Origin of the sequence: Streptomyces gottesmaniae (assembly GCF_031845845.1) — a bacterium.
Classification (GTDB): domain Bacteria; phylum Actinomycetota; class Actinomycetes; order Streptomycetales; family Streptomycetaceae; genus Streptomyces; species Streptomyces akebiae.
Window position 1 is genome coordinate 53,344 of record NZ_JAVRFJ010000055.1, and the last position, 14,627, is coordinate 67,970.

Annotated in this window: 11 protein-coding genes and 1 pseudogene; 5 read left to right on the forward strand and 7 right to left on the reverse strand. The window is 72.7% G+C overall.

Annotated features, from left to right (window positions below; translation table 11 throughout):
- Positions 1 to 84 precede the first annotated feature (84 nt).
- The 3 genes from RM704_RS40805 to RM704_RS40815 form a co-directional block, all read right to left on the reverse strand.
- Positions 85 to 846 carry an LPXTG cell wall anchor domain-containing protein gene (locus RM704_RS40805; RefSeq protein ID WP_033524847.1) on the reverse strand — a complete coding sequence of 254 codons (762 nt, stop codon included), beginning with the start codon at positions 844 to 846 and terminating at the stop codon, positions 85 to 87.
- 446 nt (positions 847 to 1,292) lie between these two features.
- Positions 1,293 to 1,808 (reverse strand): ATP-binding protein, encoded by a 516-nt coding sequence (locus tag RM704_RS40810; RefSeq protein WP_033524848.1) that lies wholly within the window; start codon positions 1,806 to 1,808, stop codon positions 1,293 to 1,295.
- Positions 1,809 to 2,220: 412 nt separating this feature from the next.
- Entirely contained in the window at positions 2,221 to 2,589 is a 369-nt protein-coding gene (locus RM704_RS40815; RefSeq protein ID WP_033524849.1) for an STAS domain-containing protein, read from the reverse strand.
- Between the two features lie 247 nt (positions 2,590 to 2,836).
- On the opposite strand from RM704_RS40815, the gene RM704_RS40820 reads away from it, so the two are divergent.
- Both RM704_RS40820 and RM704_RS40825 read left to right on the forward strand, forming a co-directional pair.
- Complete coding sequence (locus RM704_RS40820; protein ID WP_033524921.1) at positions 2,837 to 3,739, forward strand: RNA polymerase sigma factor SigF; 903 nt, start codon at positions 2,837 to 2,839, stop codon at positions 3,737 to 3,739.
- A 239-nt stretch (positions 3,740 to 3,978) separates the two neighbouring features.
- Positions 3,979 to 6,279 (forward strand): RICIN domain-containing protein, encoded by a 2,301-nt coding sequence (locus RM704_RS40825; RefSeq protein WP_033524850.1) that lies wholly within the window; start codon positions 3,979 to 3,981, stop codon positions 6,277 to 6,279.
- 72 nt (positions 6,280 to 6,351) lie between these two features.
- On the opposite strand, the gene hutI is transcribed toward RM704_RS40825, so the two are convergent.
- The 4 genes from hutI to hutU are packed head-to-tail and all read right to left on the reverse strand — an operon-like array spanning position 6,352 to position 12,000.
- The gene (hutI, locus tag RM704_RS40830; RefSeq protein WP_033524851.1) at positions 6,352 to 7,647 is read right to left on the reverse strand and encodes an imidazolonepropionase; all 1,296 of its coding nucleotides are present in this window, start codon (positions 7,645 to 7,647) and stop codon (positions 6,352 to 6,354) included.
- Positions 7,644 to 9,002, reverse strand: a complete 1,359-nt coding sequence (locus RM704_RS40835) for a formimidoylglutamate deiminase (protein ID WP_033524852.1) — start codon at positions 9,000 to 9,002, stop codon at positions 7,644 to 7,646. The genes hutI and RM704_RS40835 overlap by 4 nt, the downstream gene beginning before the upstream one ends.
- Positions 8,999 to 10,339 carry an allantoate amidohydrolase gene (locus RM704_RS40840; protein ID WP_311592920.1) on the reverse strand — a complete coding sequence of 447 codons (1,341 nt, stop codon included), beginning with the start codon at positions 10,337 to 10,339 and terminating at the stop codon, positions 8,999 to 9,001. Before RM704_RS40840 ends, RM704_RS40835 begins: the two co-directional genes overlap by 4 nt.
- Complete coding sequence (gene hutU, locus RM704_RS40845) at positions 10,336 to 12,000, reverse strand: urocanate hydratase (RefSeq protein ID WP_033524853.1); 1,665 nt, start codon at positions 11,998 to 12,000, stop codon at positions 10,336 to 10,338. The genes RM704_RS40840 and hutU overlap by 4 nt, the downstream gene beginning before the upstream one ends.
- Positions 12,001 to 12,156: 156 nt before the next feature.
- Between hutU and RM704_RS40850 the strand changes: the two genes are divergently transcribed.
- From RM704_RS40850 to RM704_RS40860, 3 genes and pseudogenes are all read left to right on the forward strand, one after another.
- The gene (locus RM704_RS40850; RefSeq protein WP_033524854.1) at positions 12,157 to 13,578 is read left to right on the forward strand and encodes a type III PLP-dependent enzyme domain-containing protein; all 1,422 of its coding nucleotides are present in this window, start codon (positions 12,157 to 12,159) and stop codon (positions 13,576 to 13,578) included.
- Positions 13,579 to 13,974: 396 nt separating this feature from the next.
- Complete coding sequence (locus tag RM704_RS40855; RefSeq protein WP_009327980.1) at positions 13,975 to 14,373, forward strand: hypothetical protein; 399 nt, start codon at positions 13,975 to 13,977, stop codon at positions 14,371 to 14,373.
- Positions 14,370 to 14,627, forward strand: a pseudogene (locus RM704_RS40860) (hypothetical protein); the annotation flags it as partial. The gene RM704_RS40855 and the pseudogene RM704_RS40860, both read left to right, overlap by 4 nt.

Below are 14,627 nucleotides of genomic sequence, written 5' to 3' on the forward strand. Positions count from 1 at the left end.
CGCGTGGGAAGTCGCGTACGGGGCCGAGCCCGAGAGCGCGCACGATGCCGGGGTCCGCCGCCTTCTGGTCACGTTCGGCTCCCGTCAGCGACGTACCGCCTGGTTCCTGCGCGTCACCCACAGCACCCCCGCCGTGCCCGCGAGCAGCACCGTGCCGCCGAGCGTGCCGAGTGCGACCGCCGAGTCCAGGGGCCCGGTCTGCGGCAGCTCACCGCCCGAACCACCCGAACCACCCGTACTCCCCGATCCGTTCGAGCCGCCCGAGCCACCGGTGTCGGATCCGCCCCCCGAACCGCCCGAGGCGCTCCCGCCAGCGACGGTGACGTCGAGGGTCAGCGACGGCCCGGGATCGTTGCCCGGGGTGCAGGTGGTCACCGTGCCGAGGGCCTTGATGGTGAGCACGCCCGCGGTGAACTCGACCTTGCCGGTCTCCTTCGGCGTGTACGTGCCGCTCAGGTCGTTGATCTTGATCGGTGTGTTGGCCGGGATCGCCTCCTGGTTCGCCGGCCCCGTCACCGTGAGCGTGCCGCTCTCGGCCCCGCCGAGTTCGATCGTGGCGCTGGGCGTCATCGCGCCCTTGCCCAGCTCGACCGGGCTGGACGACACACCCTTCTGCCACGACATCGTGATCTTGTAGCCGTCGCCGCTCTCGACCCCCTTGATGTCGATGGGCGACACCGCGGACTTGTCCCCGATCGGCGTCTTGCAGTTGTACTCGACGTCCACGACCTCGGCATGGGCCACCGGGGCGGCCATCAGCACCGCCGAGCCGGCCAGGGCCGCGAGGGACGCGAGCGCGGCGGTTCGTTTCTGGTACGTCCGGTACGACACCTCGGCACCCCACATTCTGACGGAACATCAGATCGGCGGCTCAAGGTACGCCGGGGCCCTTGGAGAAGGAAGACACGCGCAAGTGTCGGATGTGTGTCGATGAATCTGGGGCGACTTCGCGGCGACGGCCCCGGGGCGCCGGAGTCCCGCGCGAGGACCGCGTCGACGGCGGCTCTGCCTCGCGGGCAGGAATGGCTGAGGCAGGAATGGCTGAGGCAGGAATGGCTGAGGCAGGAGTGGCTGGGGCAGGAGTGGCTGGGCACGAAAGGCTGGGCGTGTAAGGCCGGCTCGCGAAGGCCCCGCCTGTCGGGCGCGAGAGGCAGGGCACGAAAGGATCCGTCTGTCGGGCGCGAGAGGCCGGGCACGAAAGGATCCGCCTGTCGGGCGCGAGAGCGCGGGCCGCCCGGCGGCGCAGTGTGGCCCGCCTGGCGGTGGGGCAAGGCCCGCCCGACGGGGTTCGGCTAAGCGGGTGCTCCCAGCTCCGCCCACACGGTCTTTCCGGACGCCCCGGGAGCCCGTACGACCCCCCAGTCCAGACAGAGCCGCTGCACGATGAACATCCCGTGCCCACCCGGCCGTCCGGCTCGATGCGGTGTGCGCGGCGCCGGGCTGCCCGTCCCCCGGTCGGACACCTCGATGCGCAGCACCTTGTTGTCGCACCCGATCCGCAGCTCGGACGGGCCCCCGGCGTGGAGGCAGGCGTTGGTGACCAGTTCGGAGACCACCAGCAGCACGTCCTCGGCCGCGGCCCGCTGGTCCGCGGTCTCGGCCGGCAACCACCCCCACGCGTACAACGCCTGGCGGGTGAAGTCGCGGGCGAGCGGCACCACCCCGCTCTCGCCGTCGAAGGCGAGCCGACGGGGGAGGCGGCTCGCCGCGGGAGCCTCGGGCGGGTCTCCGCCTGGCACCCCGGAAGCGCCGCCGGCACCCGGTTCCGGGCCGCGGTCGCCCGGCGAGAAAGGCCGGGTGGTGCTCATCAGCGCTTCACCTCACCGATTCACCAGTTCACGATTCAGGACTCATCAAGGGTGCGGGACGAAGACCCGCGGTACATGCCGTTTCAGCTGTCATCCGTTGCGCCATCCGTACTTCCGTCACATCTCGCCGTAGCGCCGAGCCACCGGGCCGGGACCCGGTCGTCTCCGGGTCACCACCGACACGTTCAGGATGTCTCCTGCCCGAGCGAACCGTCAGAACACCCATGTTTTCGGCACAGAACCTGTGACGCGAATAACCCGACGGCCGGAGTGCGACACCTGAGGGACGATCCGGGACGCACGACCGGCCGACGCCACCGACCCGACGCCGTCGCCGCGACCGACGCGACACCGCCGACCGGTCCGGGCGACGGCACCCGTGACGGAGGTCACGGGCGGGTCGGCCACAGCCCTAGTCGCCCAAGGCGGCCTCGAGCGTGTCGTGGACGGTGAACACCGCGTCCGCCCCGGTGATCTCGAAGACCCGCGCCACCGCCGGGAGCATTCCCGCCAGATGGACACCACCGCCCGCCGACTCCGCCCGCAGCCGCACGCCCAGCAGGACGTTGAGCCCGGTGGAGTCGCAGAACTCCAGGCGCGAGCAGTCCACCACCAGACGTGTGAAGCCCTTGTCCAGGCAGCTCTCCAGTGGCTCACGCAACAGATCGGCGGTGTGGTGATCGAGCTCACCCGCCGGGGTCACGACGGCGCTGGGGCCCTCTTCCCGCACCTCGACCCGTAGTCGGCCCGACTGTGCGCTGCCGACCGTCCCACGGTCCATGCCGTCTCTCTCCCGACCGTCGTGACTGCTGACTCGCCCTCGAACACTACGCCTTCTCCACACTCCCCGACACCTGAACAATCGCCCGCAAAGGGACATTTCGCCACAGGAGGCACTTGCGACGACGTCACGAAACCGGGTAGGGCTAGTAGTGACACCAATCGACACGGCCGGCTTTGGAGGCGCCGCACACCGCAGTGCACGTATTGGCATCGGCGGCCATATGCCGAGAACGATGGAGGACATCATGTCACCCCGGCTCGACGCATCGCATACCCAGAGGGCGACGTCGGCATCCGCCCCGGAAGAGACGCAGGACGAACTCGCCCACAATCCGGGCGACGCGCTCGCCGACCTGCCGGAGATCCCCCCGTACGACGAGGTGGGACCGGTGGACGCACGAGCCCTGTCCAAGACCCTCTTCGAGCGGCTCGAATCCCTTGAGGAAGGCACGTACGAGTACTCGTACGTCCGCAACACCCTGGTCGAACTCAACCTGGCCCTGGTGAAGTTCGCCGCCTCCCGGTTCCGCTCGCGCAGCGAACCCATGGAGGACATCATCCAGGTCGGCACGATCGGCCTCATCAAGGCGATCGACCGCTTCGAACTGAGCAGGGGCGTCGAGTTCCCCACGTTCGCGATGCCGACGATCGTCGGCGAGATCAAGCGTTTCTTCCGCGACACGAGTTGGTCCGTGCGGGTGCCGCGCAGACTCCAGGAGCTGCGGCTCGACCTGGCCAAGGCCGGCGACGAGCTGGCTCAGAAGCTCGATCGCGCTCCGACGGTGGGAGAGCTGGCGGAGCGCCTCGGGCTGACGAACGACGAGGTCGTCGAGGGCATGGCGGCGTCGAACGCGTACACCGCCTCGTCGCTGGACGCCCAGCCCGAGGAGGACGACTCCGAGGGCGCCCTGGCGGACCGGATCGGCTACGAGGACCACGGCCTCGAAGGCATCGAGTACGTCGAGTCCCTGAAGCCGCTGATCGCCGAACTGCCGCCGCGCGACCGAAAGATCCTGTCCCTGCGGTTCGTGGCCGGCATGACGCAGTCCGAGATCGGGGACGAACTGGGCATCTCCCAGATGCACGTCTCCCGATTGCTGTCCCGCACGCTGGTACGCCTGCGCAAGGGGCTGACGCTGGAGGAGTGAGCGTCGGAGATCTCGGCGATCTCGGCGATCCAAGTCGGCCGGGTGCGATGGGAGTTACGACACTCCTGACGTACCCGGCCGAACCGTTCTCGGCCCGACCCCTGCCTCACTCTCTCTCATCCCCTTACCGCAAGAAACACCTTCCCCCCGGTTCACCTTCCGCCACTATGGTCACGCGCCAGACTGTTCGGTATGCCAGAAGCCGACTGGCGGACACGGGGGTGCGAGGAGGCACGAGGATGACTCGGGCTCGGGACGAGCGCCCCGGCGGCGACGACGGCCATGAGGACCAGCAGGACACCGGTGCGCCGGGCGCACGCCCCGACGGTGGGTTGGAGCACCGGCACGCGAACGCGTCGGACGCGCGGCTCACCGCGCTGTTGCGTTCCGACTCGCCGACCGCGTACGCGGCCCTGCGCGAACTGCGCGAGCGCCACCACCCCTCGGTCCTCGCCTACGCCCGACTGTGCGCCGCGAGCGAGTCCTCGGCACGGGAGCTGGCGACGCAGGCGTTCACCGTCGCCACCAAGGAGACGGCACGGGGGATCGAGCCGACCGTCCCGTGGCGCCATCGGCTGCTCCTGCTGACCGCGCGGGTCGCCGCCGGCTGGTCCACGGGCGGTGGCGCGACCGGTCTCGCCCCCGCCCTGCGCGTCGTGCTGGAGACGGCGGGCCCCGGCGGCCGCGTCCCACCCCTGCTCGCGGCGTTCGAACTGCTGCCGCCCCGGCCGCAGGGCCTCATCTGGTACGGCGTCGTGGAGCGTGAACCGGACGCCCGCACGGCCGTACTCCTCGGCGTCACGCCCGACGACGTGACGTACAAGCGGGAGTCCGCGCTCCACGCCCTGCGCCAAGCCTGTCTGCGGGTGCGCCTGGGCGCCTCCGACGACCCGCGCTGCCAGGACTTCCGCCGACTGATCGAGGAGTCCGTACGGCCGGACACCCCTCGCCACAGCACCGATCTGCAAGCCCACATGGAGCACTGCCCGCATTGCACCGGTGCGTACGAGGAGTTGTGCGCCCTGCGCGACAGCCCGCGCGCGACCCTTGCGGAGGGGCTCCTGCCGTGGGGCGGTACGGCGTACGCGCGGGGCGGCGCGGGAACGCGGGCCCAGGGTGCCGACGGGGCCCGGGACGGTACGGGGCCGTGGGACGGCACCGGAGGGCGCGACAGGGCCGGGGCGGAAGCGACGGACGAGGGCACGGAGCGGGGGCTCGGGGCCGGGAGGGGGACCGCGTCCGGGTCCGGGTCCGGGTCGCGGGCGGGAGGCTGGGCAGAAGCGGGGACGGGCTCGGCGGCTGCGGCTGCGGCTGCGGCTGCGGCTGCCCAGGCTTCTGCCTCTGTGGCAGCGGCCTGGGCCGGGACCGGCTTCGGCTCCGGATCAGGATCAGGAGGGGCCGGCGGAGCCAGCGGCTCCGGCAGCGGCGACGGCGCGGGCGGCGGCTCCGAGGCCGGTGGCGGAGAGCGAGCGGCGAGCGGCACGGGAGCGGAGAACCCGGGTTCGTCGGCCGGGGCGGAGGCGTGGCTGGGCCCCGGCGTCGATGACCAGGCCCGCACGCCGACCGGTGCGGAGCCATGGGCCGCCCCCGGCTCCGGCGACCGAGGCGGCACGGGGGGTGGCGCGGAGGCGTGGGACGAGCCCGGAGCTGGCGCGCGCGTGGGCAGGTGGGCCGGTCCCGTGCCCGGCGCGGCAGGTGGGACCGGGCGCATGGACGGGGCCGGGGCGGCGGGTTCCGCCGGGACGGCCGCCGGGGCCGGTGGCGGGGCCGGTGCGCAGGACGAGGCCCGGGCGCCGGGGGCCACCTGGTCGTCGTCGCGTCGGGTCGCGCTGACGTCGGTGGCCCTGGGGGTGGCGCTGGCGCCGCTGTTGGCGTTCCTGGTGTTCTCGGGCTCGGTCGGCTCGTCGTCCGACGACGAGGCGGGTTCCGGCGGTACGCCCGCCGTACCTCCCTCGGGCGCTGTGACCCCGACCGTCCCGCCGAGCCCTACACCGTCCCCGACGCCCTCGGAGACTGCGAGCCCCTCGAAGCCTCCGCGGAAGGAGAAGCCGACGAAGAGCCCGAGTCCGAGCCCGAGTCGGTCGACGTCCGGCCCCACGAAGCCGTCACTGCCGTACGGGCCCCCGTTGAACGGTGCCTACACGCAGGTGGTGAACGCCTCGTCCGGCCTGTGCCTGGACATCCGGGGCGCGTTGGAGAAAGGCACCGACGTCGTGACGGCCACCTGCTCCTCGCGCGCCACCCAGCGCTGGCGGCTGGACTCCCACCGGGACGCCCTGCAGTCGTTCGCCGATCCCGACCTGTGCCTCGACAGCCGAGGGGCGACCGACGACGGTGTGGGCATCTGGGACTGCGACTCGCTCGACGGGGACAACGGCGACAACCTGCGGTTCGAGGTCGACTCCCGGGGGATGATCCGCCCGGCGATCGCGCCAGGGCACGCCGTGACCCCGGACGCGCTCGGCTCCGTCTCCTTCGCCGTCGCGTCCGGACGCGACGGACAACGATGGCGCGCGGGCGCCGGGCCGGTCCACAGCTGAGACCGGTTCACGTCGACGCCGGTGCACGTCCGACGCCAGTGCACGCCCCACGCAGTCCACGCCCGACGCCGGTCAGAGCACGCGTACGCCCCTGCGCCACACGCCCGTGACCAGGGGGACGCCCGGCCGGTAGGCGAGATGGACGTGGCTGGGCGCGTCCAGCAGCGCGAGGTCGGCGTACGCGCCCGGCGTGAGGCGGCCGATGTCGTCGCGGCGGAGCGCCCTGGCGCCCCCGGCCGTGGCCGACCAGACGGCCTCGTCCGGCGTCATCCCCATGTCCCGCACGGCGAGGGCGACGCAGAAGGGGACGGACGAGGTGAAGGACGAGCCCGGGTTGCAGTCGGTGGAGAGGGCGACGGTGACGCCCGCGTCGAGGAGGCGACGGGCGTCCGGCCACTCGGCGCGGGTGGAGAACTCGGCGCCGGGGAGGAGCGTGGCGACCGTACGGCTGTTCGCGAGGGCGTCCACGTCCGCGGCGGTGAGGTGGGTGCAGTGGTCCGCGCTCGCCGCGTCCAGTTCCACGGCCAGCTGGACGCCCGGGCCGTACGACAGCTGGTTGGCGTGGATGCGCGGGTGCAGGCCCCTGGCCCTGCCCGCCGTGAGGATCGCGCGGGCCTGGTCGCCGTCGAAGGCGCCCTTCTCGCAGAAGACGTCGATCCACCGGGCGTACGGGGCGCAGGCGTCGAGCATCTCGCCGGTGACGAGCGCCACGTACGCGGCGGGGTCCTCGGCGTGGTCGGGGGAGACGATGTGGGCGCCGAGGTACGTCACCTCGTCCGTGTGCCGCGCGGCGATGCGCAGGGCCCGTGCCTCGTCCTCGACGGTCAGTCCGTAACCCGACTTCGTCTCGAAGGTGGTCGTGCCCTGGCGGAGTGCCTCGCGGAGGTACCGGGTGAGGTTGGCCTCCAGTTCCTCGTCGGTGGCGGCGCGGGTGGCGGCGACGGTCGTACGGATACCGCCCGCGCTGTAGGCCCGGCCGGACATACGGGCGTTGAACTCGGCGGTCCGGTCGCCGGCGAAGACGAGGTGGGAGTGGGAGTCCACGAAGCCCGGGATCACCGCCCGCCCACCGGCGTCGACGCGATTGTCAGTGGCGGGTGCTTTGCTTTGATCACCGGTCCACGCGATGCGTTCACCGTCGATGACGACGGCCGCGTCCTGGATCAGTCCGAGGGGGGAACCGTCCCCGAGAGAGGGGTCGTTGGTGACCAGGGCAGCGATGTTGGTGATGAGCGTGCTGGCGGTGCTCGCCGAGTTGGCGGGGCTGTCGGTCGTCGGGCTGCTCATGGCGTCCTTGGTTGCCTGGTCGGCGGTCGGTTCGGAATCGGGGGCGGGGGCCGGGCGCGCGGGCGGGCCGGCGGGCGTCATCCGCGCAGTGCGGCGACGGCGTCCGCGAGGGCTCGCGGCACATCCGGGACGAGCGCGTGCACCCCGTCCCGTACGACGTGTCGACCTCCCACCACCGTGTGCGACACGTCTGCTGCCGAGGCGGCGAATACAGCCGTCTCCGCACCGAGCCGTGGAAGCGGCCCCGCTGTCCTGACGGAGTCGAGCGCGATCGTCGTGAAGTCGGCGAGCGCGCCTGTCTCCAGGGCACCGGCGTCGTGCCAGCCGATCGCCGCGTGCCCGTCGGCCGAGGCCGCCCGCAGGAGGGCCGCCGCCGTCCAGTGCCCGCGCGTGCGGGTGCGCAGCCGCTCGTTCAGCTCCATCGCGCGCGCCTCTTCGAGCAGGTCGACGACGGCGTGGCTGTCGGAGCCGAGGGAGAGCGGGGAGCCCGCCCGTTGCAGGGCGGCGGCGGGTCCGATGCCGTCCGCGAGGTCCCGCTCGGTGGTGGGGCACATACAGGTGCCGGTGCCGCTGTCGCCGATGAGGGCGATGTCCTCGTCGGTGAGGTGGGTGTTGTGGACACCGGTGGTGCGGGGGCCCAGCACGCCGTGCTCGGCCAGGAGCCGGGTGGGGGTGCAGCCGTGTGCCGCGTGGCAGGCGTCGTTCTCCGCCGTCTGCTCCGACAGGTGCACATGGAGCGGGGCCCGCCGTTCCTCGGCCCATCGCGCCACCGTCGCCAACTGCCCGGCCGGCACGGCCCGTACGGAGTGCACGGCCGCACCGATCCGCGCGTGATCCCGGTCCTTGAGAACTGAACAGCGTTCGGCCCAGGCCTCGGCCGTGCCGTCGGAGAAGCGGAGTTGGTGGTGGTCGGGCGCCTTGCCGAAGCCGGCGGAGAGGTAGGCGGTGTCGAGGAGGGTGATCCGGATGCCCGCCTCGGCGGCGGCCTCGACGAGCGCCTCGCCCATGGCGTTCGGGTCGGCGTACGGGGTGCCGCCGGGAGCGTGGTGCACATAGTGGAACTCGCCGACGGCCGTGATCCCGGCCAGTGCCATCTCCGCGTACACGGCGCGGGCCAGGGCGTGGTAGGTGTCCGGGGTCAGCCGGTCCGCCACCCGGTACATGACCTCGCGCCAGGTCCAGAAGGTGCCCGAGCCGACCTGGACGGTGCCGCGCAGGGCGCGGTGGAAGGCGTGGCTGTGGGCGTTGGCGAGGCCGGGCAGGGTCAGGCCGCGCAGGACGACCGCGCCCGGGGGCGGCGTGGGCGTCCCGGTGCGCACGGCGGTGACGCGGCCGTCTGAGCCGTCGGAGCCGTCGGTGGTCACCGTGAGGGCCACGCCCGGCTCGACGTTCGAGCCGAGCCAGGCGTGTTCGAGCCAGTAGGTCGTCTCCGTCACCTGCGGGCCAGCCCTTCCAGTACGTCGGCGAGCGCGGTCACCCCGGCCAGGCAGTCGTCCTCGGCGGCGTGCTCGGCCGGGGAGTGCGAGACGCCCGTCGGGTTGCGTACGAACAGCATGGCGGTCGGGACGGTCCCGGAGAGGATCCCGGCGTCGTGTCCGGCGCCGGTCCCGAGCACCGGCACCTTCAGATCGGCCGTGTCCCGGCCCAGGATGCGGACGAGTTCGTCCCGCAGGGCGTGTTCGAACTCGACGACGGGGGTGAAGGACTCCCGGACGACGTCCAGCTCGATGCCGTGCTCGCGGGCGTGGTCGCGGGCCGCCTCCTCGATCGCGCGGACGACCGTGTCCAACGTCGTCTGGTCCTCGGCGCGGGAGTCGAGCCAGCCGCGCACGAGGGAGGGGATGGCGTTGACGCCGTTCGGCTCGACGGAGATCTTGCCGAAGGTGGCGACGGCGCCGGCGAGCCGGGCCTCCCGGCGGGCGGCGAGCACGGTCTCCGCGTACGACAGCATGGGGTCCCGGCGGTCCACGAGTCGCGTCGTGCCCGCGTGGTTGGCCTCGCCACGGAAGTCGAACCGCCAGCGTCCGTGCGGCCAGATGGAGCTGGCGATGCCGACGGCGTCGCCGGACAGGTCCAGGGCGCGGCCCTGCTCGACGTGCAGTTCGACGAACGCGCCGATCCGGGCGAGCCGCTCCGGGTCCGGTCCGATGCCCTCCGGGTCGTATCCGGCGGCTTCCATCGCCTGCGGCAGCGTGACGCCGTCCCCGTCGGTCAGCCGCCCCGCCTGCTCGACGGTCAGCCGCCCGGCGGCCAGGCGTGATCCGACGCAGGCCAGCCCGAACCGGGCGCCCTCCTCGTCGCCGAAGTTGACGACGGCGAGGGGCTTGTCGAACCGGGCACCCCGGGCGCGGAGTTCGTCGAGCGCGGCGAAGGACGACACGACGCCGAGGGGGCCGTCGAAGGCGCCGCCGTCGGGTACGGAGTCGAGATGGGACCCGGTGACGACGGCGTCCCCGGCGGCGGGATCGCCGAGCCAGGCCCACTGGTTCCCGTTGCGGTCGACCTCGTAGTCCAGCCCGCGGTCGCGGGCCTGTTCCTCGAACCAGGCCCGGCATTCGGCATCGGCCCCGGTCCACGCGAACCGCCGGTACCCGCCGGAGTCGGCATGCCGCCCGATGGGCCTGAGATCCCGCCACATCTCGTGGAAGGAGGCGCCGTGGACGGGCTGCCGCGCGGTCTGCGGGGCGCCGCCCCGCCCGGCCTGAGCCGCGGACGGCGACGAGCCCTCGGCCACCGGGGAACCGCCGTCGCGTCCGCTCTCGCTTCGGGTCACGCCTCGCCGCCCTCGCGCATCGGTACCCGTACGCCCCGCTCGTCGGCGACGGACTCCGCGATGTCGTAGCCCGCGTCGACGTGGCGGATCACGCCCATCCCGGGGTCGTTGGTGAGGACCCGGCGGAGCTTCTCGCCGCCGAGCTTCGTGCCGTCCGCCACGGTCACCTGGCCGGCGTGGAGGGAGCGGCCCATGCCCACGCCACCGCCGTGGTGCAGGGACACCCAGGACGCCCCGGAGGCCACGTTGACCATCGCGTTCAGCAGCGGCCAGTCGGCGATCGCGTCGGAGCCGTCGAGCATGGCCTCGGTCTCGCGGTAGGGGGAGGCGACGGAGCCGCTGTCGAGGTGGTCGCGTCCGATCACGAGCGGCGCGGCCAGCTCTCCGGAGGCCACCATGTCGTTGAACCGCTCACCGGCCTTGTCGCGCTCGCCGTAGCCGAGCCAGCAGATGCGGGCCGGTAGGCCCTGGAAGTGGACACGCTCGCCGGCCATCTTGATCCAGCGGTGCAGGGACTCGTTCTCGGGGAACAGGTCGAGGATCGCCTTGTCGGTCCTCGCGATGTCGGCGGGGTCGCCGGAGAGGGCCGCCCACCGGAAGGGGCCCTTGCCCTCGCAGAACAGCGGCCGGATGTAGGCGGGGACGAAGCCGGGAAAAGCGAACGCCCGCTCATACCCGGCGAGTTGGGCCTCACCCCGGATGGAGTTGCCGTAGTCGAAGACCTCCGCTCCGGCGTCCAGGAAGCCGACCATGGCCTCGACGTGCCGGGCCATGGACTCGCGGGCCCGCGTGGTGAAGCCGGCCGGGTCCTTCGCCGCGTACGACGCCATGTCGTCGAAGTCGACGTCCACCGGGAGGTAGGCCAGCGGGTCGTGGGCGGAGGTCTGGTCGGTGACGATGTCGATGGGGGCGCCCATGGCGAGGAGCCGGGGGACGAGGTCGGCGGCGTTGCCGAGGACGCCGATGGAGAGGGGGCGGCGGGCGTCCCGGGCCTCGACGGCCAGCTGGAGGGCGTGGTCCAGGGAGTCGGCCTTCACGTCGAGGTAGCGGTGCTCGATGCGGCGCTCGATGGCGCGGGGGTCGCAGTCGACGCAGATCGCGACGCCGTCGTTCATGGTCACGGCGAGGGGCTGGGCGCCGCCCATGCCGCCGAGGCCGGCGGTGAGGGTGATCGTCCCGGCGAGGGTGCCGCCGAACTTCTTGGCGGCGACGGCTGCGAAGGTCTCGTAGGTGCCCTGGAGGATGCCCTGGGTGCCGATGTAGATCCAGGAACCGGCGGTCATCTGCCCGTACATGGTCAGCCCGAGCTGTTCCAGCCGGCGGAACTCCTGCCAGTTGGCCCAGTCGCCGACGAGGTTGGAGTTGGCGATGAGGACACGGGGGGCCCACTCGTGGGTCTGCATGACGCCGACGGGGCGGCCGGACTGGACCAGCATGGTCTCGTCCTGCTTGAGGGTCCTGAGGGTGCGGACCATGGCGTCGAAGGAGCGCCAGTCGCGGGCGGCCTTGCCGGTGCCGCCGTAGACGACGAGCTTGTCGGGGTGCTCGGCGACCTCGGGGTCGAGGTTGTTCTGGAGCATGCGCAGGGCGGCTTCCTGCTGCCAGCCCAGGGTGCTGAGTTCCGTACCGCGCGGCGCTCGAACGGGGCGGGGTCCTGACACGGTCTGCCTCCTCGCTTTACAGCAACTATTCACATCCTGACTTGATGAATAGAGCTAGTCAATACGGCCGTAGGGCCAGCGGCGGCGCGCCGTGGATGTTTGGCTGGACACACTGGCCGTACGGGTTCGGCCGACGACGCGACAACGGGGGACGAGATGGGAGACGTGACGAACGGGACGGGCGGGGAGAGGCCCACGACCCGGCAGGACGAGGGGGACGCCGAGCGCACGCTGCGGCTGTTCGACACCGATGCCGAGCGGGCGGCGCGACGGGACGAGGCGGTGCGGGCGGCGGTGGAGCAGGGGCTGCTGGGTCCCGGCGAGCCGGTCGTCGCGCTGCTCGACGTGACCGGGATCCGCGCCTCGGCGGGGGCGCTGCGCAGGGCGTTCGACGCGGTGACGGCGCCGGGGACACCCGTGCTGCACGCCTTCGCGGTGAAGGCGACGCCGCTCGTGCCCGTGCTGCGGCTGCTGCGCGAGGCGGGGATCGGCGCGGAGGTGGCGAGTGCCGGGGAGCTGGCCCTGGCGCGGGCGGCCGGGGTGCCGCCGAAGCTGACCGTGCTCGACTCCCCCGCCAAGACGTCGGCCGAGCTGCGGGAGGCGCTGGCGCTGGGCATCGCCGTCAACGCGGACAATCCGCAGGAGCTGGACCGCATCGACGCTCTCGTCCGGTCGGCCACCACCCGCTCCCCCCTCGGCATCCGGGTGAACCCGCAGGTCGGCGGGGGTGCGATCGACGCGCTGTCCACGGCGACGGCCACCTCGAAGTTCGGGGTGGCGCTGCGGGACGAGGGCGCCCGGGAGTGGGTCGTCCAGGCATATCTGGACCGGCCCTGGCTGAGCCGGCTGCACGCGCACACCGGGTCGCAGGGGATCCCGCTGTCGCTGATGACGCGGGGGATCACGGAGACGTACGAGTTGGCGGAGGAGATCAACCGGCGGATCGGGCGGCGGCAGATCGACACGATCGACATCGGCGGCGGGCTGCCGGTGAACTTCGCGTCGGAGGCGGCGACACCGACGTACGAGCAGTACGCGCGGCTGCTGGCGGAGGCGGTGCCGGGGCTGTTCGACGGGCGGTACGGGCTGGTGACCGAGTTCGGGCGGTCGCTGCTGGCGAAACACGGGACGGTCGTGGCCCGGGTGGAGTACACGAAGAGCGCGGGCGGCCGGGCCATCGCGGTCACCCACGCCGGGGTGCAGGTGGCGACCCGGACGGTGTACGCGCCGGGGTCCTGGCCGCTGCGGATCGCCGCGTACGACGCGAAGGGGCGGGTCAAGGAGGGGCCGGCGGTGACGCAGGACGTGGCGGGGCCCGCCTGTTTCGCCGGGGATCTGCTGGCGGAGGCGCGTGCGCTGCCGCTGTTCGAGCCGGGGGACTACGCGGCCGCGCTGGACACCGGCGCGTACTACTTCGCGCACCACTACGCGTACAACTCTCTGCCCCGGCCCGGGATCTACGGGTACGCGCCCGGGGAGAGGGGGATGCGGTTCGCGGTGGTGCGGCGGGCGCAGACCGTGGAGGAGCTCGTGGCGGAGGCGGGGGGCCCGGAGCGGTCGAGGCTGCTGGGGCTCTGAGCGGCGCGTTCCGGCTCGGGCGACTGTGCTGGGGCGCGCCGGGGAACGCTGATCGCGCGGTCCCGGCGCCCCTGGGCTGCCCTGGGTCGTGCTGGGCCGACTGGGGGGGGCGCCCGGAAGCGGACTGCGCACCCGCTTGTACGCCCCTCACACCCCCCAGAATGATGGACGGGCGTCGTCTCGTCCGGGCTCGCCATGCAGGTCCGCCGCATAGGCCCACCTCAGTGCGCCCGGCCTCCCCCTTGGCCCCAACAGCGTGGAAAAGCAGGCAAGTCGACCCACCTTAGTCACCTGTCCGCATGTTCCGCTGGAAAATGCCAGATCCCTCACCCCTCGCGCACACGTTGCGTAGCGTCTGCGTCACTCAGCCGAACCGCAGGCAGGAGGGGAGCCACGGTGCCCGGAATCGACGAGTGTCTGGTGGAGGCCATGAGGCTGCCCGGTGCCTTGGGCGCCGCGGTGGTCGACTGGACCAGCGGACTGGCGCTGGGCACGGTCGGGGAGGCGCCCGGCGGTGACCACGAGACGACCGCGGCCGAGGCGGCGGAGCTGGCGCGGCTCGCGGCGGAGCACCGGGCGTTCGCGCCGGAGGAGGGTTCCGACTGGTCCGGGGCGGATCTGCCGGTCGAGGACCTCATCGTCAGCAACCGGGACACGTACCACGTGCTGCGGTTCGTGCGGACGACGTTCGACAGCAGTGTGTTCCTGCACCTGTGGCTGGCGCGTACGGACGGCAATCTCGCGCTGGCCCGGATCCGGCTCGGCGAGATGGCGGGACGGCTGGTGCTGGCATGAGCGTGATCACCACACCGGCACCCCCGCTGCCCGTGCGCGGGGAGCACTTCCGGCAGGCCGTCACCCCGATGCTGAGCCGGCTCGCCGCCGAGCGGGCCACCGGCGTGCTGCTGCGCGAGAGCGGATCGCTGTACCTGTCCGAGGGGAAGGTCGTGCACGCCGAGAGCCCCCGCTCACCGGGCCTCGACGTGCTGCTCGCCACCGGCGGCATCCTGGACTCCGACGGCTGGCGGGAGGCGGTCGACACGGCCGGG

Bases quoted from the DNA above. Each gene is read 5' to 3' on its own strand.
- RM704_RS40805 (WP_033524847.1), bottom strand. From the start codon at position 846: ATGTGGGGTGCCGAGGTGTCGTACCGGACGTACCAGAAACGAACCGCC.
- RM704_RS40810 (WP_033524848.1), bottom strand. From the start codon at position 1,808: ATGAGCACCACCCGGCCTTTCTCGCCGGGCGACCGCGGCCCGGAACCG.
- RM704_RS40815 (WP_033524849.1), bottom strand. From the start codon at position 2,589: ATGGACCGTGGGACGGTCGGCAGCGCACAGTCGGGCCGACTACGGGTC.
- RM704_RS40820 (WP_033524921.1), top strand. From the start codon at position 2,837: ATGTCACCCCGGCTCGACGCATCGCATACCCAGAGGGCGACGTCGGCA.
- RM704_RS40825 (WP_033524850.1), top strand. From the start codon at position 3,979: ATGACTCGGGCTCGGGACGAGCGCCCCGGCGGCGACGACGGCCATGAG.
- hutI (WP_033524851.1), bottom strand. From the start codon at position 7,647: ATGACGCCCGCCGGCCCGCCCGCGCGCCCGGCCCCCGCCCCCGATTCC.
- RM704_RS40850 (WP_033524854.1), top strand. From the start codon at position 12,157: ATGGGAGACGTGACGAACGGGACGGGCGGGGAGAGGCCCACGACCCGG.